This is a genomic window from Halomonas sp. AOP43-D1-4, assembly GCF_052446175.1.
Classification (GTDB): Bacteria; Pseudomonadota; Gammaproteobacteria; order Pseudomonadales; family Halomonadaceae; genus Vreelandella; species Vreelandella citrativorans.
In genome coordinates this window covers 262,191-285,300 of record NZ_JBQSVY010000002.1, presented here as the reverse complement: position 1 = coordinate 285,300, position 23,110 = coordinate 262,191, and the positions used below count along the sequence as shown (strand labels likewise).

At 53.9% G+C, this 23,110-nt stretch carries 20 protein-coding genes; 15 read left to right on the top strand and 5 right to left on the bottom strand.

From position 1 onward, the window contains the following. Positions 1-12: 12 nt before the first annotated feature. The 10 genes from ACT3RQ_RS03255 (at position 13) to ACT3RQ_RS03210 (ending at position 13,408) form a co-directional block, all read left to right on the top strand. Complete coding sequence (locus ACT3RQ_RS03255; RefSeq protein WP_444640141.1) at positions 13-1,545, top strand: tripartite tricarboxylate transporter permease; 1,533 nt, start codon at positions 13-15, stop codon at positions 1,543-1,545. Further along, entirely contained in the window at positions 1,542-2,024 is a 483-nt protein-coding gene (locus ACT3RQ_RS03250; protein ID WP_444640140.1) for a tripartite tricarboxylate transporter TctB family protein, read from the top strand. The genes ACT3RQ_RS03255 and ACT3RQ_RS03250 overlap by 4 nt, the downstream gene beginning before the upstream one ends. A 69-nt stretch (positions 2,025-2,093) precedes the next feature. Beyond that, positions 2,094-3,032: a hydroxyacid dehydrogenase gene (locus ACT3RQ_RS03245; RefSeq protein ID WP_444640139.1), complete on the top strand. Its 939-nt coding sequence runs from the start codon at positions 2,094-2,096 to the stop codon at positions 3,030-3,032. Further along, positions 3,029-4,033 carry an Ldh family oxidoreductase gene (locus ACT3RQ_RS03240; protein ID WP_444640138.1) on the top strand — a complete coding sequence of 335 codons (1,005 nt, stop codon included), beginning with the start codon at positions 3,029-3,031 and terminating at the stop codon, positions 4,031-4,033. The genes ACT3RQ_RS03245 and ACT3RQ_RS03240 overlap by 4 nt, the downstream gene beginning before the upstream one ends. A 426-nt stretch (positions 4,034-4,459) precedes the next feature. Next, positions 4,460-5,503 carry a YeiH family protein gene (locus ACT3RQ_RS03235; protein ID WP_444640137.1) on the top strand — a complete coding sequence of 348 codons (1,044 nt, stop codon included), beginning with the start codon at positions 4,460-4,462 and terminating at the stop codon, positions 5,501-5,503. A gap of 478 nt (positions 5,504-5,981) precedes the next feature. Further along, a complete protein-coding gene (locus ACT3RQ_RS03230) occupies positions 5,982-7,571 on the top strand; it encodes a Re/Si-specific NAD(P)(+) transhydrogenase subunit alpha (RefSeq protein WP_444679996.1) in 1,590 nt (529 codons plus the stop codon). Positions 7,572-7,587: 16 nt separating this feature from the next. Then, a complete protein-coding gene (locus tag ACT3RQ_RS03225) occupies positions 7,588-9,030 on the top strand; it encodes an NAD(P)(+) transhydrogenase (Re/Si-specific) subunit beta (RefSeq protein WP_444640135.1) in 1,443 nt (480 codons plus the stop codon). A gap of 299 nt (positions 9,031-9,329) precedes the next feature. Further along, complete coding sequence (gene katG, locus ACT3RQ_RS03220) at positions 9,330-11,480, top strand: catalase/peroxidase HPI (protein WP_444640134.1); 2,151 nt, start codon at positions 9,330-9,332, stop codon at positions 11,478-11,480. A 250-nt stretch (positions 11,481-11,730) separates the two neighbouring features. Next, positions 11,731-11,919 (top strand): hypothetical protein, encoded by a 189-nt coding sequence (locus tag ACT3RQ_RS03215; RefSeq protein WP_087110851.1) that lies wholly within the window; start codon positions 11,731-11,733, stop codon positions 11,917-11,919. After that, positions 11,912-13,408 (top strand): sodium:solute symporter family protein, encoded by a 1,497-nt coding sequence (locus ACT3RQ_RS03210; protein WP_444640133.1) that lies wholly within the window; start codon positions 11,912-11,914, stop codon positions 13,406-13,408. Before ACT3RQ_RS03215 ends, ACT3RQ_RS03210 begins: the two co-directional genes overlap by 8 nt. Before the next feature lie 28 nt (positions 13,409-13,436). Here the strand turns inward: ACT3RQ_RS03210 and ACT3RQ_RS03205 are convergent, their stop codons facing one another. The 3 genes from ACT3RQ_RS03205 to ACT3RQ_RS03195 are packed head-to-tail and all read right to left on the bottom strand — an operon-like array spanning position 13,437 to position 15,816. Further along, positions 13,437-14,366: a biotin-dependent carboxyltransferase family protein gene (locus tag ACT3RQ_RS03205; RefSeq protein WP_444640132.1), complete on the bottom strand. Its 930-nt coding sequence runs from the start codon at positions 14,364-14,366 to the stop codon at positions 13,437-13,439. Further along, a complete protein-coding gene (gene pxpB / locus ACT3RQ_RS03200; protein ID WP_444640131.1) occupies positions 14,363-15,067 on the bottom strand; it encodes a 5-oxoprolinase subunit PxpB in 705 nt (234 codons plus the stop codon). Before pxpB ends, ACT3RQ_RS03205 begins: the two co-directional genes overlap by 4 nt. Beyond that, entirely contained in the window at positions 15,064-15,816 is a 753-nt protein-coding gene (locus ACT3RQ_RS03195) for a 5-oxoprolinase subunit PxpA (protein ID WP_444640130.1), read from the bottom strand. The genes pxpB and ACT3RQ_RS03195 overlap by 4 nt, the downstream gene beginning before the upstream one ends. 453 nt (positions 15,817-16,269) lie before the next feature. Between ACT3RQ_RS03195 and ACT3RQ_RS03190 the strand changes: the two genes are divergently transcribed. The 5 genes from ACT3RQ_RS03190 to ACT3RQ_RS03170 all read left to right on the top strand — a co-directional run bounded on the left by ACT3RQ_RS03190 (position 16,270) and on the right by ACT3RQ_RS03170 (position 21,088). Further along, positions 16,270-17,259, top strand: coding sequence for a LysR family transcriptional regulator (locus tag ACT3RQ_RS03190; RefSeq protein ID WP_444640129.1), 990 nt, complete (start codon positions 16,270-16,272; stop codon positions 17,257-17,259). Positions 17,260-17,276: 17 nt separating this feature from the next. Then, positions 17,277-18,257, top strand: a complete 981-nt coding sequence (locus ACT3RQ_RS03185) for a TRAP transporter substrate-binding protein (protein ID WP_444640128.1) — start codon at positions 17,277-17,279, stop codon at positions 18,255-18,257. Positions 18,258-18,337: 80 nt separating this feature from the next. Next, positions 18,338-18,901 (top strand): TRAP transporter small permease, encoded by a 564-nt coding sequence (locus tag ACT3RQ_RS03180; RefSeq protein WP_444640127.1) that lies wholly within the window; start codon positions 18,338-18,340, stop codon positions 18,899-18,901. A gap of 45 nt (positions 18,902-18,946) precedes the next feature. Continuing rightward, positions 18,947-20,251 (top strand): TRAP transporter large permease, encoded by a 1,305-nt coding sequence (locus ACT3RQ_RS03175; protein ID WP_444640126.1) that lies wholly within the window; start codon positions 18,947-18,949, stop codon positions 20,249-20,251. Between the two features lie 141 nt (positions 20,252-20,392). Beyond that, the gene (locus ACT3RQ_RS03170; RefSeq protein ID WP_444640125.1) at positions 20,393-21,088 is read left to right on the top strand and encodes an HAD family hydrolase; all 696 of its coding nucleotides are present in this window, start codon (positions 20,393-20,395) and stop codon (positions 21,086-21,088) included. A 41-nt stretch (positions 21,089-21,129) separates the two neighbouring features. On the opposite strand, the gene ACT3RQ_RS03165 is transcribed toward ACT3RQ_RS03170, so the two are convergent. Next, complete coding sequence (locus tag ACT3RQ_RS03165) at positions 21,130-21,876, bottom strand: sulfite exporter TauE/SafE family protein (RefSeq protein ID WP_444640124.1); 747 nt, start codon at positions 21,874-21,876, stop codon at positions 21,130-21,132. A gap of 90 nt (positions 21,877-21,966) precedes the next feature. Continuing rightward, entirely contained in the window at positions 21,967-23,001 is a 1,035-nt protein-coding gene (locus tag ACT3RQ_RS03160) for a LacI family DNA-binding transcriptional regulator (RefSeq protein ID WP_444640123.1), read from the bottom strand. Positions 23,002-23,110: the final 109 nt, after the last annotated feature.

The window sequence follows — 23,110 nt, the reverse complement described above, 5'->3', positions numbered from 1 at the left end:
GGGAGAAGTCGTATGGATATTCTCAGTCATGCATTAGGCGCCCTGTCACCCCTGAACCTAGGGCTGGCGCTGCTTGGTGTTGCCTCGGGGATTATCATCGGGGCACTGCCGGGGCTTTCAGCCACGATGGCCGTAGCGGTACTCGTCCCGGTGACCTTTGGGATGACGCCAGAGTCAGCACTCATTATGCTGGGCGCTATTTATACAGGTGCCATTTATGGGGGGTCTTATTCCGCCATTTTGGTTAATACACCTGGAACGCCATCGGCGATAGCGACGACCTTTGATGGTTTCCCTATGGCCAAGCGTGGCGATGGCGATCTCGCGGTTACCCTCTCCACCTTGGCCTCGGTGGTAGGTGGATTGGTTGGCGTATTTGCCCTGTTGACGGTGGCTCCCCTTTTAGCTCAGGTAGCGCTGAGTTTCGGTCCCGTTGAGTACTTTTGGCTAGCCATTTTTGGGCTCACACTGATTTCTGCTCTTTCGGAAGGCTCTACCCTGAAAGGGTTCATGGGGGCAGGTTTCGGTCTGTTGTTATCGACTATAGGCGTCGCCGTAGTAGGAGGCGATATCCGCTACACCTTTGGCTCTCAAGTGCTGTTGGGTGGAATCGAGATAGTGTCGGCGTTAATAGGTTTGTACTGCATTCCGGTGCTTATTGATCTTGTGGCTTCCCCTGAATCTCATCTTAAAGTTGATGAAAAACAGCGTGGAGTCCGTTTACGTGAAGGTCTTATGCATGCATGGATCGGTAAATTTAATCTATTACGTTCAGCCACTATTGGCACTGGGGTCGCCATTTTGCCTGGTGCTGGGGGCTCAATTGCAAGTTTGGTGTCTTATTCGGAAGCCAGGCGTGCTGCTAAAGACTCTAGTTCTTTTGGTAAGGGTAACCCTCAAGGAGTACTGGCGACCGAAGCGGCCAATAACGCTACGGTGGGCGGAGGATTTATCCCAACATTGGTATTGGGGATTCCGGGTACGCCACCGGACGCCGTTATCCTGGGGGCTCTTTTGGTGCAGGGTTTTCGTACTGGCCCAGAGCTTTTTACGACCAATGCCAACATAACGTACACCTTTGTTGGGGGCTTGTTTATCGCTACGTGCTTATTGCTGCCCCTTGGCTTACTCATTGGTCGTTACGCATTTAAATCAATTGTTAGCATTCCGAAGGAATTGCTGGTGCCCACCATCGCTTTTATGACAGTGATTGGGACCTATGCGATACGTAATAGTGTTAGCGACGTCATCATCATGTTGACACTTGGGGTAATCGGCTGGGTGCTCAACCGCTACGGTTTTAAGCCCTCACCTATCGTATTGGGATTGATTTTAGGGCCCATTGCCGAGCAGGGGTTTGTTCAGGGCTTCTTAATGGGGCGTGCGAGCGGCTCCTACGCAATGACGTTCTTTGGTGGGCCAATTTCGTTGACGATCATCGCCTTATCGATCCTCAGTGTCTTCTACCCAGTGATCAAAGCGCGTCGATCACAGCGGCGTCACACGAATGGTGCGGATGATTCCCGTCAGGAGGTTTCATCATGAGCAAATCACTTCCCAAACTCCAGGCGTCGTGCTCAGCACGCTCAGAATTCCTGATGCCGCTGCTGTTCATCGGCATTGGCGGTGTTTGCCTATGGCAAAGCCAGGACATGAGCCAACTGGGGGCTATCTTTCCCGTCACCATTGCTGTCGTGGTTATCATCGCGGGGTTACTGCGGCTTGCTCAGTTAGTAGTGCGCGGGGTGTTAAGCAATACAGAACGTGACAAGGGGTCTACCCCTAGGCGGGTGCTGCTAGTGGTCGTGATGACAGCCTGGGCATTAGTGATGCCGTGGGCGGGTTTTCTGCTGACGGGACTGGCAAGTTTTGTCAGTTTGATGATGATTGCTCAGTACAAGGCATGGACGCCAAGGCGTTTAATGGGGCATCTACTTACAGGTGTCTTACTGGTTGCATTTTTCTACGCGCTTTTTGCTTTATTGCTCAATGTGCCGTTACCACTAGGGCGATGGTGGGTGTAGCAGAGCGGCTTTGTGGTGATATACAACAATTCATGCTGGGTTTAGCCCGGTAATAAAACTGGAGTATCTATGTTTAAGATAGTGATTTCTGAATTCATGGATGAAAAGGTGGTCGCGCACCTTAGAGAATTATTTGAGGTGGTCTTTGATACAGAGCTGGTTGAAGACCGTCGTGCCTTGCTTAAAGCAGTCACCGATGCTGACGCTATTATTGTGCGAAACCGCACTCAGGTTGATGCCGAATTATTAGCAGCAGCTCCGAAACTTAAGGTGGTGGGGCGTTTAGGCGTGGGGCTTGACAACATCGATCTAAAAGCATGCGAGTCGCAAGACGTCGTAGTCAAACCGGCGCACGGAGGCAATGGAAGCTCAGTCGCCGAATATGTGCTGACGGGTATTTTGCTATTACGCCGCCAGGCTTATTTTTCGAACCGCGAAATGCTGGCAGGAGAGTGGCCTCGCCAAGCATTGATTGGTCGTGAAGCGAGCGGCTGCACGCTGGGGTTGGTCGGTTTTGGCGCCATTGCCCGGGAAACGGCAAAACGAGCACTTGCCTTGGACATGCGAGTCATTGCTTTCGACCCCCACTTGGCAGCTGATGCATCGGAGTGGACCGGTATTGAACGCTATGAAAGTCTCTCCTCCCTACTGGAGGCAGCTGACGCAGTCAGTCTTCATGTCCCCCTGACCGAGGATACTCGACACCTTATTGATGCTGCTGCTCTTCAGCGAATGAAAAACAGCGCCATTTTGATCAACGCGGCACGAGGCGGCATCGTTGATGAAGGCGCATTAGCAACAGCATTGCGTGAAGGCCGGTTGGCCGGCGCTCTTCTTGATGTGTTTGAGCAGGAGCCATTGATGCAAGGTTCGGTGCTTGAAGATATTCCTAATCTGATCGTGACTCCTCATATCGCTGGTGTTACTGATGAGTCCAATGCTCGTATCAGCCAGATGACAGCAGACAATGTTCGTACAGTCTTGGACAAAGAGGGCGTGAATGTATGAGTGATAACATTGAGCTAAACGTGGCGCAGGTCCGTGAATTAGCTATGGCTGCTATGCGGGGGCGCGGCTTTGGTGAGGTTGAGGCTGCTGCTACAGTGACGGCCTTGCTGGCTGCTGAGCACGATGGTTTACCATCACATGGTCTTTCGCGGTTACCGTTCTATCTGGACCAAGCCGCAAGTGGCAAAGTTGATGCATCAGCAACACCTGCTGTCGAGGTTAATGGCGCCGTGGTACTTGTTGACGCTAAATACGGACTGGCGTTTCCTGCTGTGGAGCGTGGTCTGGAAGCTGGCTATACATGTGTTACGAAATCAGGCATTGCGGCAGTATCCATCGCTCGCTCTCATCATTTCGGCGTAGCCGGTGTGCCGGTAGAAGCTGCAGCACGGCGAGGTTACTTGGCCTTGGCTTTCAGTAATGCCCCTTCTGCAATGGCGCCCTGGGGTGGCAAACAACCCTTATTTGGTACTAATCCCATCGCATTCGCGTGCCCTCGTCGTGCCGGTGATCCGCTTTTGATTGATTTATCGTTATCAAAAGTAGCACGTGGAAAAGTGATGTTGGCAAAGATCAAGGGGGAGCCGATCCCGGAAGGCTGGGCATTGGATACCGATGGACAACCAACAACTGATCCCGATAAAGCAATTGCAGGCAGTATGACGCCTGCTGGTGATGCTAAAGGAGCAGCCTTGGCACTGATGGTTGAATTACTCACCGCTGGTCTTACGGGAAGTAACTTTGGTTTTCAGGCAAGCTCCTTTTTTGATGCAGAAGGTAAACCACCCGGCATTGCCCAACTGATTCTACTGATAGACCCTCAGCGTTTCTCGCCGGGGTTCGTTGAACATGCTGAAACGTTATTTGCCGCTATGCTAGACCAGCCCGGTGTCCGAGTCCCCGGCGAACGTCGCTTTCAGCAACGACGCGAAAGAGGTGAAAATATAACGATAGCCACTTCTTTAGTACACGATCTTGAAAACCATGCACAGGCAAATTAATAACCAGTGTTCTTGTGCCAATGGTTCGATTCTTAAGAGCATAATGTTTGGCATGGTTCTAATAAAATACTTTGCTCGGAATTTACGAGTAACTCTATGAGCAAGTATCTTAGCTAAAGTAAAGATTGTTATAGTTAGTTGGATGCCTTCTTTGTTCTCGAGTATATGTTGTGTGCTGAATGCTTTTTGCGAATAAGTATATTTGGCTAATGTTTTGAGATGAGGTTGCTTATGACCTTGGTTGGTATAAGTAATTGTTTCCAATTTTAGTGCGTTATATCGTAGCTTTAAGAAGTTATTAAGATCAGAAAGATAATAGAGTTTCTTGCGAGGCTATTTTGTGATGTTTTAAATGCGCAGCTTACATCAGTTATATGCCTTGAATAGACATATGTGTATTAGGAGAGCAGGTGGATGAGATTGCCTATGTTCGTGCCGTCTGAAGAAAATAGTTTTACTCGCTTAATGCGTTGGATAAGTAGTTTCCGAAATATTGGCCGGGGGCTATTAGTATGTGTAACGATAGCATTAGCGACAACTTTTATTGCTGATCATTATGGTGGGCCAACGCTTCTTTATGCGCTCCTTTTTGGTATGTCACTGCACTTTCTGAGTGATGAAGAGCGTTGTCGCCAAGGAGTTGAGTTCGCGTCTCGTACTGTTCTTAGGGTGGGGGTCGCATTGTTGGGAGCAAGAATGACATTTGAGCAAGTAGGTGAGCTTGGCATAGTGCCTGTGCTTACTGTTATCGGGTCTGTTGCTATCGTTATTATTATGGGAGCAATTTTAGCCAGGGTGCTCGGGCTGCCGAAAGATCTTGGCCTGTTAACGGGGGGCTCTGTTGCTATTTGTGGCGCATCGGCAGCATTAGCGCTTTCGGCAGTCATGCCGCGTCATGAAAATAGTGAGCGTAATACTATTCTTACAGTAGTTGGGGTAACCACGCTTTCAACCGTTGCTATGGTGGTTTATCCATTGATTGCAGGGGTTCTGAACCTTGCTAACACACAGGCAGGAATTTTCTTGGGAGGGACTATCCATGACGTTGCCCAAGTGGTTGGTGCTGGTTATATGATATCGGAGGAAACCGGAGATACCTCAACACTCGTGAAGCTAGTACGCGTTGCCATGTTGGTACCCACTGTTGTGATTTTTATGTGGATGTTTCGCTCGTCACGTCAGGGCGAAGGGGGGGCTACAAGGGTTCCAATGCTACCAGGTTTTCTAGTGGGCTTTGTCGTTCTTGTGATAATTAATAGCCTGGGCTTAATTCCAGAGATAGTTAATGACGGAATGTCAACGATGTCACGCTGGTGCCTTGTTATAGCCATTGCAGCGTTGGGTATTAAAACCTCTTTCCAGAAACTTGCAGTCGTAGGATGGAAGCCAGTGATATTAATGGTATTGGAAACACTGTTATTGCTTATTATTGTGCTTGGAATGGTGTTGTTCGCTGGCGAAAATATTTAAAGTTTCTAATAAACACGATGTTGACGTTTTTTTACACAAAAAAATTATCGAGCAGTGGGCGCTTATGAATTGCCGAGTGCCTTCAGAATAGCCAGCGGTAATGCCTAAAGTAGCACCGGTGTTGATTGATGCATTGCCCTTAGGGCAAGCATTGGTAGCTGACAAGCAGGATAGCAGCGGGCATGTAAGTGGCAGGCCACTGGTTACCCGTCTTGTACAGCTTACGATCAGGTCGCATTGAGGTAATTATACCGCTTGATTTTTGCGCATACTGCTCCTGCCAGTGACGATGTTTGGAAAAGCTCATGCCATGCATACATCAAAGGTTGAATGGCTTTATTAAAACGCAACATGAGAACCTGTAACGTTTTATAAAGATGTGGTGGTCGAAATCAACCGCCGTCAAGCGGGCTGTACTTGGCATCAGAACAAACCATGACAGCTTATTGTCGGCTTTCAAACCGTAGGGAGTACCCGTGTGAGAATAGGCGCACCTAAGGAAACGAGTCGGGGAGAAGAACGTGTGGCGCTTACCCCTGAAAGCGCAAAGCAGATCCAAAAGCTGGGCCACGAGTGTCTGATTGAAACAGGCGCTGGTCTTGCGGCGGGCTTTAATGACAACGCTTATCGTGATGCTGGCGTTACCGTAGTGGATAGTGCTGACGCTCTTTGGCAGGGCGCTGAGGTGGTCATTAAAGTCCGCGAGCCTTCTGATGAAGAAGCGGCACGACTACGAGAAGGACAAACGCTGATTGCGTTTTTCTGGCCCGCTCAAAACGAAGCGATGCTTGAGAAGTGCCGTGCCCAAGGCGCCACCGTGATTGCGATGGATATGGTGCCGCGCATTTCTCGTGCCCAGAAAATGGACGCGCTCTCCTCCATGGCCAATATCGCCGGTTACCGCGCGGTAATAGAGGCAGGCAATAATTTTGGCCGCTTCTTTACCGGCCAGGTAACTGCTGCGGGCAAAGTGCCTCCGGCTAAGGTGCTGGTAATTGGCGCAGGCGTTGCCGGGCTTGCGGCCATTGGTACCGCCACCAGTCTGGGTGCTGTGGTGCGTGCCTTTGATGTGCGTCCGGAAGTCTCCGAGCAGATCGAGTCGATGGGCGCTGAGTTCCTGTTCCTGGATTTTGAAAACAGCGAAGACAGCGAAGATAGTCAGGATGGCTCGGCAAGCGGCGGCTATGCCTCGCCCTCAAGCCCTGAGTTTCGCGAAAAGCAGCTGGCTTGTTTCCGCGAACAGGCGCCCGATGTGGACATCGTTATTACCACTGCGCTGATCCCCGGGCGCCCGGCGCCCAAGCTGTGGCTTGAGGATATGGTCGCGGCCATGAAACCCGGCTCGGTGATTGTTGATCTGGCGGCTGAAAAAGGCGGTAACTGCGATTTAACCCAGCCCGATGAGCGTATCGTCTCCGATAACGGCGTGATTGTGGTCGGCTATACCGACTTCCCCTCACGCATGGCGACCCAGTCGTCCTTGCTGTATGCCACCAATATTCGCCATATGCTGACCGATTTAACGCCTGAGAAAGATGGCGTGATCAATCACAATATGGATGATGACGTGATTCGTGGCGCGACAGTGACTTACCAGAGCGAAGTGACCTTTCCGCCGCCCCCGCCCAAAGTAAAAGCGATTGCTGCGGCCAAACCGAAGAAGAAAGAAAAACAGCCGACGCCCGAGGAGAAAAAAGCTGCAGAAGCATCAGCGTTTAAGGCCCAGTCCAAGCGCCAGGTCGGCATATTGGCCATCGGCGGAGCGCTGATGCTGCTGCTCGGCCAGATTGCGCCCGCGTCCTTTATGCAGCACTTTATTGTCTTCGTGTTGGCGTGCTTTATCGGCTTCCAAGTGATCTGGAACGTAAGTCACTCGCTGCATACACCGCTGATGGCGGTGACCAACGCGATCTCGGGCATCATTATTTTGGGGGCGATTCTGCAGATTGGCTCCGGCAGCGCCGTAGTGGGCGTGTTGGCGGCGATCTCGGTACTGATCGCAACCATCAATATCGTGGGTGGCTTCCTGGTGACACGCCGGATGCTGGCCATGTTCCAGAAATCCTGAGCGGCGGAGAGACGATATGTTAGGTCAAGGATTCGTATCTGCCGCGGCGATCGCGGCAAGCGTACTGTTTATTCTGTCGCTAGGCGGCTTGAGTAACCAAGAAAAAGCCAAGCGTGCTGTGTGGTACGGCATTGTGGGTATGGCGCTGGCAGTATTTTTTACTGCCTTAGGGCCGGGGATTGGCGGCTACTGGTGGCTAATTCCGATGATGGTGATTGGTGCTGGCATCGGTGTCTATGTGGCGGGCAAGGTCGAGATGACCGAAATGCCGCAACTAGTGGCAGCGTTGCACAGTTTTGTCGGCTTAGCCGCGGTGTTTGTCGCCTGGAGCGCGGATTTAGAGCGCCGCCGAGTACTGGCGGCACAAGCGGCCGATGGCGTTATGCAGGAGTTTTCTGCCTTTGCCGCGCTGGTAGCCACCAAGGCGCCTGACGAACTCACTTTTCTGCAGATTGAAGTGGTGTTCGCTATCTTTATCGGTGCAGTGACTTTCACCGGTTCGGTGGTAGCGTTCGGTAAGCTGGCTGGTAAAGTGGACGGCAAACCTCGCCAACTGCCCGGTGGACATATACTTAACGCCGGCGCGGCGGTGCTGTCACTGCTGTTAGCGATTTTGTACCTTAACAGCGCTGGCTTCTGGACGTTGATTGTATTGGCGGCCCTGTCGTTCTTTATCGGCTATCACCTGATTATGGGGATTGGCGGCGCCGATATGCCGGTGGTGGTGTCGATGCTCAACAGCTATTCCGGCTGGGCGGCAGCGGCTATCGGTTTCACGCTCTCTAATGATCTGTTGATCGTGACCGGGGCGCTGGTGGGCTCCTCCGGTGCGATTCTCTCCTACATCATGTGTAAGGCGATGAACCGCAATTTCGTTAACGTGATTTTGGGGGGCTTTGGCGGAAGCACCGGGCCCGCAGCGGAGATCGAAGGCGAGCAGGTGGCGATTGATGCCGGCGGTGTGGCCAGTGCCTTGAACGATGCTGATAGCGTGATCATCGTGCCTGGTTACGGCATGGCGGTAGCGCAAGCTCAAAGCGCCGTCAGCGATTTGGTGCGCAAGCTGCGTGCGGCAGGCAAGACCGTCCGCTTTGGTATTCACCCCGTGGCGGGGCGTTTGCCGGGTCATATGAACGTGCTGCTGGCCGAGGCCAAGGTGCCTTACGATATCGTGTTGGAGATGGATGAAATCAATGACGATTTCGCCAGCACCGACGTGGTGATCGTGATTGGCTCCAATGACATCGTCAACCCGGCCGCCGAAGAAGACCCCAACAGCCCCATCGCCGGTATGCCAGTGCTGAGGGTCTGGGAGGCCAAGCAAGTGTTTATCTCCAAGCGCGGCCAGGGCACTGGCTACTCGGGTATCGAAAACCCGCTGTTCTTCAAGGAGAACAGCCGGATGTTCTACGGTGATGCCCGCGATAGCCTGAACGCGTTGCTGCCACTGGTCGATTAACGCTCCACAACGCAGTGCAACCCAACGAACAGGGCGCCCAAGGGCGCCCTGTTCGCGTTTAATCGGCACGTCTCGCTCACTGTCATGGTTACCGGGAAAGGGTCTTGTTGCTTGTGGATTAAAAATTACTATCACGTTGTTTGCTAAATGCAAGTTGTAGCTATAGCTAATGTGCTTTAAAACAGTGCCATGTCAATGAGTCGCCCGCTCGCGCGTTTTGAAAGCGTCATGTTGAGAGACGTCATTGGGTGTTCCTCTGGTTACGCCAGGGGGTAAGCGCAATAAAGGGAGATGAACACATGAGTGGTAAATGCCCGATAATGCACGGCGGTAACACAGCCGCCAGCAAGTCCAATACCGACTGGTGGCCTAACGCTCTGAACCTGGACATCCTGCACCAGCACGATACAAAAACGAACCCGCTGGGTGAAGATTTTAACTATCGCGAAGCGCTTGAAACATTGGATGTAGAGGCACTGAAAGCGGACCTTCGCCAACTGATTACCCAGAGCCAAGCGTGGTGGCCAGCGGACTGGGGCAGCTACGTAGGCATGTTTGCCCGGGTTGCCTGGCATGCAGCAGGTTCTTATCGCCTGGCGGATGGCCGTGGCGGCGGTGGTACCGGCAACCAGCGTTTTGCACCACTGAACTCCTGGCCGGATAATGCCAATACCGATAAAGGCCGCCGCCTGCTGTGGCCGATCAAGAAGAAGTACGGCAACAAGATTTCCTGGGCCGATTTGATGATTCTCTCCGGCACCATGGCCTATGAAGTCGCGGGTTTGAAAACCTTCGGCTTCGCGTTCGGTCGCGAGGATATCTGGCACCCGGAAAAGGACACCTACTGGGGCGCTGAAAAAGAGTGGCTGGCGCCTTCCGACGGCCGTTACGGCGACGTGGCAAAGCCCGACACCATGCATAACCCGCTGGCCGCCGTGCAGATGGGCCTGATCTATGTGAACCCCGAAGGCGTGAACGGCCAGCCTGACCCGCTCAAGACCGCCGCCCAGGTGCGTGAAACCTTCAAACGCATGGCGATGAACGATGAAGAGACGGTTGCCCTGACGGCGGGTGGCCACACTATCGGCAAGTGCCATGGTAACGGCACACCCAGCGATCTAAGCCCGGAACCCGAAGCGGCTGGCCCCGAGCTTCAGGGCCTTGGCTGGATGAAAACCAAGGGTCGTGGCATTGGCCGTGACACCCTGGTAAGCGGTATTGAAGGCGCCTGGACTAAGAACCCGACGCAGTGGGACATGGGCTACTTCGAGATGCTGTTTGGCCACGAATGGGAATTGAAGAAGTCCCCTGCCGGCGCTTGGCAGTGGGAACCTGTCGACATTAAGGAAGAGGACATGCCGGTAGACGTGGAAGATCCTTCCATCCGCTGCATGCCGATCATGACCGATGCCGATATGGCCATGAAGGTCGACCCAATTTACAACGAGATCTGCCAGCGCTTTATGGCGGACCCGGCGTACTTTGATGATGTCTTCGCCCGCGCCTGGTTCAAGCTGACCCACCGCGACATGGGCCCGAAAGTGCGCTACGTGGGCCCGGATGTGCCCCAGGAAGACCTGATCTGGCAAGACCCGGTGCCCGCAGGGCCGGCCGATTACGACGTTGACGCCCTGAAAGCGCGTATCGCCGCTAGCGGTTTGAGTATCAGCGACATGATCAACACCGCCTGGGACAGCGCACGCACTTATCGTGGCTCTGACATGCGCGGTGGCGCCAACGGCGCACGCATTCGCCTGGCGCCCCAGAATCAATGGGAAGGTAACGAGCCAGAGCGATTGGCCCGCGTGCTGTCGGTGCTGACGCCGATTGCTGAAGAAAGCGGTGCAAGCCTTGCCGATACCATTGTGCTGGCAGGTAACGTAGGTATCGAACAGGCAATAAAAGCCGCTGGCTTAAGCGCCACGGTGCCCTTTGCCCCCGGCCGTGGTGATGCAACGGATGAAATGACCGATGCCGAGTCGTTCGAGGTGCTTGAGCCCTTGGCGGATGGCTTCCGCAACTGGCAGAAAGACGCCTACGTGGTCAGCCCCGAAGAGATGCTGCTGGACCGCACCCAACTGCTTGGCCTGACCGCAGCGGAAATGACCGTACTGATCGGCGGCATGCGCGTATTAGGCACCAACCACGCAGGCACCCAACATGGCGTGCTCACCGAGCGCGAAGGCGCATTGACTAACGATTTCTTCGTGAACCTGGTGGATATGGCCAATACCTGGCATCCGGCGGGCGACCATTATGAGATTCGTGATCGTCAAACGGGTCAGGTGAAGTGGACAGCTAGCCGTGTTGATCTGGTGTTTGGCTCCAACTCGATTCTGCGTGCCTATGCCGAAATCTACGCTCAGGATGATTACGTCGAGAAGTTTGTCAGCGACTTTATTGCCGCTTGGACAAAAGTGATGAACGCTGATCGGTTTGATTTAGCGTAATGCCACGCGCCCTATAAGGGGCGCGTGAGCAGTCACTGTTATTGGTGTACCCCCTCTTGCCCGCATCGAAAGATGCGGGCTTTTTTTATTGCCTGAGAAAGCATTAGCGATGCAATTAATCTTCAGTAGACGTACACAAGACGCAGGCAAATCGCTACTCTGGCAAACTCGGGCAGCGCGTTGGTGTGGTTTAGAAACCATAGTGGCACTGCATACGCCTTCTCCCAGCTTTGACAACCCAAGGTGAACCGTGAAACGAGGCAAGTGGATAGTGGCCGTTTGGCTAGTGGTGCTGCTCAGCTGCGTAGTGCCTTACACCCTTCTGACAAATACCGCCGCTTGGTACGGCAGCTTTCTTTTCTGGACTTGCGCTGGACTCGTGGTGATTGCACTTAATATCTTTATTACCCAGGATTTTAAGGAACACGATCGTGACTGAGGCGATGATCTGGGGGGCCATTGCCCTTTACCTACTGGTAGCGGTCGGGATTGCGGTTCTCTCGCGGCAGGGGGCTGCGAACAGTATGTCGGGCTATTTTCTGGGTAACCGGCAGATGAATGGGTTTGTCTCGGCGCTAAGCTACAGCGCAACCACGTATAGCGCCTTTATGATGGTGGGGCTGGCGGGGCTAACCTACGCCGGTGGCGTCGGTGCACTGGGCTTTGAAATTATCTATTTTGCGGGTGTTTCTTTGGTGGCTGTTTTCGGTCCGCGTTTTTGGGCTGTCGGCAAAAAATTTGGCTTTGTTACTCCCAGCGAAATGCTGGGGTATCGTTATCACAGTAAGCCGGTCGCCATGGCCGTTGCTATCACCAGCTGTATCTTTCTGATCCCTTACTCTGCTGTGCAGCTGGCCGGTGTGGGCTATCTGCTGGAAGGCATGACGGATGGCGCCATCACGTTTACCACCGGGGTGGTAATGGCGACGTTAATCGCCGTTTTCTTTTCCTATATTGCCGGTATTCGTTCGGTGATGTGGACCGACTCGTTACAGGCGCTGATGATGATTGTTGCCTCAACGCTGGTCGCATTGCTGGTGGTCCAGGGGCTGGGCGGTTTCAGCGGCCTGTTTGGCACGTTTGAGGCGGAGCATCCTGCAGCCCTCACCGTTCCTGGCACGGGGCTTTTTAGCCTGGTGACCTTTTTGGGGCTGAGTATTCCCTGGTTCTTTTTTAGCCTTTCCAACCCGCAGGTCAGCCAGCGTCTGTTTATGCCTGCGTCGTTGCGCGCCATGCGCCAAATGCTGATTGGCTTTTTGGTGTTTGGCTTTATCTATACGCTGGTGTCCGTGCTGTGGGGATTCTCGGCACTGGCAGCGTTTCCCGATCTTGCGCGGGCTGATCTCGCTACACCTACACTGCTGGCCTCTGACTTTGTTCCCCCCGTGTTGGGAGTGATCGTGATGGTGGGTGTTATGGCGGCAGCGGTCTCAACGATTGATTCCATCATGTTAACCTTGGCCGCCATGTTTTCTCGGGATGTTTACGCCAACGCTAAACCCGGCGTAAATGAACAGCGCCAACTGCTGGTGGGCAAGATCGTTGTGCCGGTTATTGCCCTGCTGGCGCTTGGATTTGCTGAGCTGCAGCTGGATTTAATTGCTGTACTCTCCGTGGCAGCTTCGTCAGGGCTGGTCGCCATGGTGCCCGCGATTATCGGCGCTTTTTACTGGAAGCAAGGCACCGCAGCGGGGGCATTGGCAAGCATCGTGGGGACCAGCGTTTTTGTGCTGTTAATGTATGCCACCGGTAATTCGCTGATGGGTTTGCCGGCCGGTATTTGGGGCATCGTGGTAGCGGCAGCGCTTTTTGTGGGCGTAAGCTTCATCACCACCCCTCATGCCGCTTCAAGGGATGCTTTTTTGGCGGCAATAACAGAAGTGATGGAGCGCAATAAGCGTGTGAAGGTTGACGCATCCTCGGCGTAAAAGTATCTGCCAGGTATAAGCCCGGTGATTAACGCCATTCTGCCAACTGCTGGCGATGGCTCACCTGAGCCTGAGTAGCGCTCACCGGCTGTAGCCACACCTCGGTGCCGGGCAGGCACTGGGAGAGCAGGGCACAGGCGCTGGGGGTAATCGCGCCCATGCGTGGGTAGCCACCAATGGTCTGGCGATCATTCATCAAAATGATCGGCTGGCCATCGGGCGGTACCTGTACAGCTCCCAGCGGGATGCCTTCTGAGATCACGCCGCTTACTTTACTTTCAAGCGCATGCCCTGTAAGTCGAATGCCCATCCGGTCAGCGCGCTGATCAACGTGCCATGGTTGATTAAATAATTGATAGAGGCTGCGGCCCGCAAAGAAGGCCGCCTGGGCACCTAATACCATTGGCAGTAGACAGTGGCCGTTGGGGATCGGCAGTTGAGCGCTTGCTGGAAGTCGGCGTGGCGTCACGGACGCGCCCTGCCAATACAAGCGGTCATTGAGCTGTAAGGGTCTGCCATCCTCATAAAGCCCGCCCAGCTGCTCTCGGGCCGTGCAGGCGCGGCTACCCAATACGACTGGCGCCTCAAGCCCACCGGGGAAGGCGAGGTAGGCACGCAGCCCGGCACGTGGCTGGCGAAACGTGAGTGCTTGCCCAGGGCGTAGAGTGAAGGGCGCGTTAACTGCCAGCGGCTTATCATCAATACGCGCGTCAAGGTCGGCACCGGCCAACGCCAGGCACACGCTTGCGTCGGTTTCCAATGTCAGGTTGCCGCCCATCACAATCTCTAGCGCGGCGCTCTCAAGCGGATTGCCCAGCAGCCAGTTGGCCCAGCGAAAGGAGATCCAGTCGGCGGCGCCGCTTTGGGTAACGCCCAGGTGGCCGACGCCGAAGCGCCCGTTATCCTGAATAAGCGCAAGGGGGCCTGCCTGCTTTACGGTAATGCTAGCTTGGCTCATACGCGCTCCTCTAGCGGGGTCGTATCACCACCGGCAGCTTCAAATTCGGCTTGAGAGATGGCCTTGAAGCGTACCTTATCGCCGGGTAGCAACAGCGGTTCGCCGCGTTTTGCGTACTCAAAAAGCGGCATCGCCGTGCGGCCAAGAATATTCCAACCACCAGGCGAAAGCAGAGGGTAAATAGCCGTTTGGCGCTCGGCGATGCCTACGCTTCCGGCCGCCACCCGGCGTCGCGGGGTTTTCAGGCGAGGAGTGGCCAGGTCTTCATCCACCAGCCCCATAAAGCCGTAACCCGGCGCAAAACCAAGCGCAAAAACGCAGTAGTCGTGACCGCAGTGGCGCGCAATCAACTGCTCAATACTTACCCCGGCGCCTTGGGCCACTGCCGGTAGTTCAGGCCCCACGCTTGCGTCGTACCACACCGGGATCTCATGCAGCTGGCCCTGCTGTGTATCGGCAGGCTGAAGGCCCTTTAGGGCTTCACGGATTCGCGACGTTGCCTCAACGAAGGTCATGCGTTGGCAGTCGTAGTGAACGAGCAGGGTCGTATAAGAAGGAATAAGATCGATCAGCGCATCGTTAAAGGCGTGGCGCAGGGCAGTGTCCGCGGCCATGATCCAGCCCATATTGCGCTCATTGATCTCATCAAAAAGACGCACCGTGAGGGCGTCCATGGCAGCGGTTTCCAGACGCAGTTTCACGCGGACTCCAACACCTTGAAAGCTTCACGGATCGCACGTACGGCGGCAATCGACTCAGGGTTGTCACCATGAACACAGAGCGTGTCGCAAGGAAGTCGCAGCGCTGAGCCGTCGCGGGCGGTCAGGGCGTCGCCCTTGGCCAGCGCAATGGCCTGGGCCACGATAGTCGATTGGTCGTGGTGAACGGCACCCGCCAAGCGACGCGATGCCAAATGGCCGTTGGGCTCATAGGCGCGGTCGGCAAAGGCCTCAAACCAGAGCGTGATGCCCATTTTAGCAGCCAGCTCGCGATGCGGCTCGGTATTGGCGGTGGCCATTACCATCAGCGGAAGGCTTGCATCAAACGCTCGAACGGCACGCATCGCGCCTTCCAGCAGCTCAAGGTTGGCAGCCATATCGTTATACATGGCGCCGTGCGGCTTGATATAGCTAAGTTCGCTACCCTCGGCGCGGCAAATACCGGCAAGCGCGCCCGCCTGATAAAGAATCATATCTTCGACTTCAGCCGCCGAGCAGGCCATGGAGCGTCTCCCAAAACCCATCAAGTCAGGATAGCCTGGGTGAGCGCCGATCCGCACCCCATGCTGAACAGCCAGTGCCACGGTACGACGCATAACGTGAGGGTCGGAGGCGTGGTAGCCACAGGCAATATTGGCGCAGTCAACAAAAGGCATGACCTCAGCATCAAGGCCAAGTGTCCAGTTGCCGAAGCTTTCGCCCATATCGCAGTTGAGTAAGGGAATGACCATAACGACTCCAATTATTATTACAGAGGTTATTTGGGATGCGTTATTAAACCCAAACTAATATAGGGGAGAGGCTCTTTCATTTACCAATCGTTTTTCACGATACTTAATATCGGCAGCTTCTATCGTATTGTTATTTCTTATAAAAATAGTTGACGATAGGAAGTAATACGATTATCAACTAAATAAAGCACTCGATAAAACAATAAAGAAAAACGCGTATTTGACTCAAGCTACTCACAATAAATGGGTCGATAAAAAAGCGTTTTCCGGGGTGAATCATGCACTTGCCAGCCACGTACCATCAACGGGGCGGTTTACTGCCAGCGTTGGGCTTGAAATTACATTGCAGTAGTAGCTTGCTCTGTGAGCCAAATAACTGCTCTGTGAATCGATGCGCCTCGATAGACAGCACCGATATCTTTTGGTCATTGCACGCGTGGATTAGGCAACATTATGCTCGATTTCAAAGAACTTGAAGCCTTTGTTTGGGCCGTCAGATTGGGGTCCTTTCGCAAGGCGGCCGCACGCCTGCATTTGACTCAACCCTCAGTCTCAGAACGTATTTCGCGCTTAGAAGCGACGGTAGGCGAACTGCTGCTGGAGCGCTCGGCCCGCCCGGTGCAACCCACGATGCGTGGGCGTGAGTTTTTCTTGCATGCTGAACGTATGCTCAGCCAGCGTGATGAAGCCATGAAACTCTTCGACAGCGAAGAGGACTACTCGGCCCCCCTTCGACTCGGCACTATCGAAACCATTGCCCACAGCTGGTTCCCTGAGTTCATGCGCCAGCTTACCGAACGTTATCCGCGTTTAACCATCGAGCTTACGGTGGATTACTCACCAGCGCTCAATGAGCGGCTGATGGGTAATGAGCTGGATATCTTACTGGCCATGAATGGCTACCTACCGCCCAAGCAGATCGAATACGAAGCGTTAAGCCCTTACGAGATGGGTATGTTCGTATCTCCACGCCATGCCGAGATGCTCAGTGAAAACACTGAAGCCTGGCGCACAAAGCTGCCGTTTATTTCGTTTGGAAAACTGGCCCGCCCTTATGAAGAGCTGGTTCAGTACCTGGCCGAGCAGGGCGTTACCAGCCCGCGTATCCATAGTGTTAGCACCCTGATGACGATTGTGCGAATGACGATGGAAGGTTTGGGTATCGGTGCGCTGCCGGTTGCCACGGTGCTTGATGAATGGCGGCGTGGCGAGCTCTTGCGCTTGGCATTACCGGTACCGCTACCGGCGATGAACTATGATGTGATATGGCGTCACGCCAATCATCCCCGCTTTTGTAGAGGCGTTGGCCGTTTAGCCCAAAAAACGGCTTGTGCCTACGCGCAGGAGCGCCGTGTCGAGATGACCAATGCGTTATTTCCAGGGCACTGGGTCCAGCCAAGTGCTCTCGTTACCAACCCCAACGCAACACCTCCACTAATATGAATAAGAGGAATTATCCCATGCGTATGCGCATTGCGACCCCCCTACTATTTGCCACCGCCTATGGCTTGGCTGCGACAGCCTCTGCCCAAGCGGCTGAATGGAACATGGCAACACCTTATGGTGACGCGAGTTTTCACACCAACAATACCAAGCAGTTTGCTGCAGATGTTGCTGAAGCGACCGATGGCGAATTGACCATCACCGTGCATAGCGGTGGCTCGCTCGTCTCCCACGGGGAAATCAAGCCGTCGGTACGCCGCGGTACGATTGATGCTGGTGAAGTTTTCATGTCGGTGCTATCCAACGACGCCCCGATTTTTGAGGTGGATACGCTGCCCGGTGTAGCCGGTAGCTACGATGATGCTTATGCGTTATGGCAAGCCACCAAGCCCATGATTACAGAGCTGTTTGCTGGTGAAGGCTTGATTCCGCTGTATGCCGTCGCGTGGCCTGCACAGGGGATTTATACCGCCAATGAACTGACAGATCCGGCGCAGTTTGAAGGTTTGCGGGTGCGGGCACCTAATATCAATACCCAGCGGTTTGTGGATAACCTCGGCGGTAGTCCCACTGAAACCGAAGAGTCGGACATTCCCACCGCGTTCAGTACCGGTCGTGTAGACGCCATGATTACGTCAAGCTCTACGGGTAATTCCATGACGGCGTGGGACTACGTGTCCTATTACACCGACGCCAACTTATGGCTTCCGAAAAACATTGTATTTATCAGTCAGCGTAGTTTTGACCGTCTGGATGAGGCAACTCAGGAGGCTTTGATGGAAGCAGCTGAACGCGCTGAAGAGCGTGGCTGGCAGATGAGTCGTGACGATAACGACGCGAGCCTCGCTGCACTTGAAGAAAACGGCATCACTGTAGCGACCCCGAATGAAGAGGTCGCCGCAGCTCTCCAGGAAGCGGGCGATAAGCTCTTTCAGGATTGGCTGAGCCGTGCTGATGACGAAGCGGAAGCGGCCTTGGAAGGTTACCGGGAGCAGTAAGGTAGCTAAACGGCATAAAACCTTTACGGAGGCGGCGCTGGCCGCCTCTTTTCACCCACGCGCTCGGTGAGATAACGAACATGACGTTTAAATTCGACAGACTCTACCGTCTAGGTGCTTGGGGAGCCGCGGTGTGTATGATCGCGATTTGTGCCCTCATTGCACTGCAAGTGGCTTTTCGTGCCATCGATGCGCTGTTGATACTGGTGGGGCTCAACCGCTTGAACATCAGTATTACCGGTGTTTCCGAGATGGCGGCCTATTTATTGGTGGGTGCTACCTTCTTGGGCTTGGCGTATACCTTTGTGCATCACGCCCATATTCGCGTGACGCTTTTGATTTCACGGCTGCCTTCTGCCATTCGGGTGTGGTTTGAAGTGGCCTGCCTGCTGATTGCTTTAGCGATTAGCGTAATACTCGGGTATGGGCTGATTGGGTTGGCAAGAGAAAGCCTTCAATACAACGATGTGTCATCGGGTTTTTTATCTATACCGCTGTGGATACCCCAAAGCGTCTTGGTCATCAGTGTAGGGCTACTTAGTCTTGCTCTGATCGAGGCGCTGATTATTGCATTGCGGATAGCAACACGTGACCCGTCCAGTTTTCGTGAAGCGACATCCACCGATGACAGCGAAATGCACTAACTCTCTGCCATCACTGCTTGGCCACGTTATGTTGGAGAAGACCTTGTGTTAACACTCAGTTTGGCAACGATTTTTACGTTATTGCTTTTGCTGGGCGGGGGCGTTTGGATCGCTTTTGCCCTAATCGGTACTGCGTGGGTGGCATTGGCATTCTTTAGCCCGTTTGACCCGGGCCCGATCCTTGCCTCTGATTTTTGGGGGGCGAGCTATGGATGGGATTTAACGGCGCTGCCGATGTTTATCTGGATGGGCGAGATCCTGTTTCGATCTGGGCTTGCGGACAATATGTTTCGCGGCCTTTCGCCCTGGCTCAACCGCTTACCCGGCCGTTTGCTGCATACCAATATTATCGGTAGCGGCATGTTCGCAGCCGTGTGTGGTTCATCCGCCGCTACCTGCGCCACCGTGGGTAAAATGACTCTGCCGGAGCTTGAACGCCGTGGCTACGACAGCAATATGGCCATCGGTACGCTGGCAAGTGCCTCGACGTTAGGCCTGCTGATCCCACCCTCCATCATGCTGATTGTTTACGGCGTAGTGACCGAGCAATCCATTTCCCGACTATTTATGGCAGGCGTCGGCCCAGGGCTGATGATTTTGGCAATGTTTATGGCCTACCTCATACTCTGGGCACTTGTTAAAGGGAATCGGGAAGGCCTTACCGGTGAAGATGAGTCTGACATGAGCTTCACAGAGAAGCTGCGTAATACTTGGGCATTAATGCCTATTCTGCTGTTGATTGGCGGTATCATCATTTCGATCTACGGCGGGCTGGCATCACCCACCGAAGCCGCGGCGGTCGGTGTCGTGCTATCCATGGTGATTGCCCGCTGGAACGGCCACTTTACGGCCCAGATATTTAAAAGCTCGCTATTCGCGGCTATTCGTACGGCTTGCATGATCGCGTTTATTATTGCCGGCGCCTCGTTTCTGACCTCGGCGATGGGCTTTACCCAAGTTCCCATGCAGCTGGCCCGCGCGATTAGCGAGATGGGATTATCACCCTCCATGCTGCTCATCGCCCTGACTGTGCTCTTGCTGATCATGGGCTGCTTTTTAGACGGTATCTCGCTTATTTTGCTGGTAACCGCGATTATCATGCCGGTGGTCAGCGCTGCGGGGTTCGACCTTATCTGGTTTGGTATTTATCTGGTGGTTGTGGTGGAAATGTCGCAAATTACCCCGCCTGTCGGTTTTAACCTATTTGTTATTCAGGGCCTGACCGGCAAGGATATTTTAACCATCACACGAGCGACGCTGCCTTTCTTCCTACTGATGTTGCTGGCGATTGCTTTAATGCATGCTTTTCCCGCGATAGCGCTTTATCTGCCTTATGCGATGAATAGTTGAGATAGCTTGGCTGCTCAGTAGCAAAAGGTGTTTCGCTTGATCGACGTCTTAGCAGTACCCAAACTGTTAAAGGCGTCATCTTTTTGTCATGGTTAGTGACATACCCTACGCGCCGTCAATCCGCGACGATAGGAGTGCTTTATGCGGCTGGCCTTGTTTGACCTTGATGATACTCTCTTGGATGGGGATTGCAGCGACCGCTGGAATTTATGGATGTTCGAGCAGGGTTGGATCAGCAACGCCGAGACCTTTCTCGCCCGGGCTGAGCAGATGCAGCAGGCCTATCATGCGGGTCAATTAAAGCTGGAAGAGTATCTGGCGATGACGCTGGCGCCGCTTAAGAACAGGCTCGTGACTGACGTCGAAAAAGAAGTAGAGCGTTTTGTTGCGACGCATATTCAGCCGCGTATATTTGCTCAAGCCTTAGCCTGCCTGGCGTCTCATCGTCAGGCGGGCGATACGTTAGTGCTGATTTCTGCCTCATCGCACCACTTGGTCGCACCCATTGCCAAGATGCTGGGTATCGCCCACGTGCTGGCGGTGGACCTAAGCATTGATAAAGAGGCAGAAAAAGCGCGTTATACCGGCGAGAGTGAGGGCATTTTCTCTTACCGCGGCGGTAAAGTGTTGCGTTTGCAGCAGTGGCTAACGGAGCAACAAATTACGCCCAGCCACACGGTGTTTTACTCGGACTCCCGCAACGATCTACCGCTACTGCAATATGTCGATTGCCCCGTGGTCGTTAATCCCGACCCGGTACTGGCTGAGGTCGCAAGCCTTGAAGGATGGCAACGGTTGGACTGGCGAACTTGGCCGCTACAAAGCAGCCGGTTGTAAAGACCCTCTGCGCAAACGTCGTATTGGAAGACGTTTATCTCTTAAGGCGCTAATGCCTGCCAAATCAAATTAACACCCACTAGGAACATGGCCAGTATTACCAGGCGATAAAACAACTGCTCATTAACCCGGCTTTGTAGCCAAAGGCCGCTACGTACGCCTACCCACGCGACTGGCACCAGGAGTAGCGATGCCCAGGCACTGGCCATATTGATTTCGCCAAGCCACAGGTACGGGCCTAGCTTAATCACGTTAACCGCGGTAAAGGTGACAACGCAGGTGGCGATAAAGGTCTCTTTAGGCAGTTTTCGTGGTAGTAGGTAAAGATTGAGTGGTGGGGCGCCTGCATGGGCAATAAAGCTTGTGAAGCCACACACGCTGGCGGCAGGCAGCGCCCAATGCGTTGAGATAGGCTTGGCGGCCAATGGCTTTAACAGCATATACGCAGCAAACACCACTGAGATCGCACCCAATACCAGGCGAACGCCCTGTTCGCTCAGGCTGCCAAAGAGCAGCGTGCCCACCGCAACACCGACGAAGAGCCCTGGCAAAAATCGCCATACTTCGGCCATGTCATGCTTGCCCCACCATGCTTTCACTGCCAATACGTCCATTACCAGCAGTAGCGGCAGCAATAGGCCTGCGGCCTGCGTGGGACTAATCACCAGTGCCATCAGCGGCACCGAAAGCGTGCCAAAACCACCAGCAAAGCCGCCTTTTGAGACGCCCGTCAGATACACCGAAAATCCGATCAATAGCCAAGCGATAATGGAGTAGTCCGGCAGCATGGCAATTCCTAAAAAGCCTGAAGTTGAAACGCCTAGCGGGAAAAAACGCGTGGGCGGGGCTTGGAGTTAGCGAAAATGTTTTGCGGTCTCTTATGTACTTTCACCGATTTGAAGCGTGAAGCCTACATCGTGTTGTCGGCGATAAACATGTTTACCGCGAAGTCTGCGAATGAGCTCCTGTGCGGCCAGACGGCCCATGTCTTCGCGTGGGGAGAGAATGGTAGTGAGTTTCGGCGTGATATGTTGACCTAACGGTAAGCCGTTGAAGCCTGCAATGGCAATATCATCTGGCACAAGAAGATTTTGGCGTTGGGCGGCCAGCAAGGCACCTGCGGCAAGATCATCGTTGGCAAAATGGATGGCCTGCGTGGCGGGGTAGCCTTTCAAAACCTGGGCTAGGCTTTCCGCGCCCGCCTGCAGGCTGCCCAAAGTGTCCAGTTCTAGCAAGGGGGCTTCAAGCCCCTTTGCCTCCAGTACTTCTTTATGCCCTAGGTAGCGCATTCCCGCGCGATAATCGTGGGAGAGCCGTGCGCCAACATACACAATTCGCTGGTAGCCTCTGTCGATAAGATGGCTGGCCATGCACCGGCCGGCAGCTAAATGATCCAGCCCCACGTTGAGATCTATGCCTTTACCGAGCTCCATCACTTCCATAATCGGATGGCCCCAGTTAGCTAATAGCGTCCGACACGCATCGTTATGGCGTAGCCCGGCGGTGACCAAAGCCGAACATGACCAGCCTAAAAACGTACGCACCAGTTGATACTCACGGTCCAGATCGTAATCAGTATTGCCGAGCAGGATCTGATACCCCTGCGCTTCTAGTGTTTCCTGCAGGCCCTTTATGACTTCCACAAACACGCTGTTGATCAGCGACGGCACGATGATGGCAATCAGCCGGGAGCGGGAAGATGCCAGGCTACCCGCTACTAGGTTGGGCACATAGCCCAAACGCTCTACGCTTTCCAAAACGCTTTGGCGGGTACTGTCGCTCACCTTGTCGGGGTGGTTCAGTGCCCGCGATGCCGTAATCGGGGAAACCCCTGCGGCCTGCGCCACCTGACTGAGCGTGATTTGATCGGAGCGACGGCGTGACTTGTTAGCGGCCGAGAGGTCTTTAGACATTAGTCGCACGTCCTTGATGTTCAACTTGTCGATACGCTGAGAGTAATCTAGAAGTAATGGTAGCGCTATCATGACAGCGCTACCATTTTCCTTGTCATGATAGGCAATA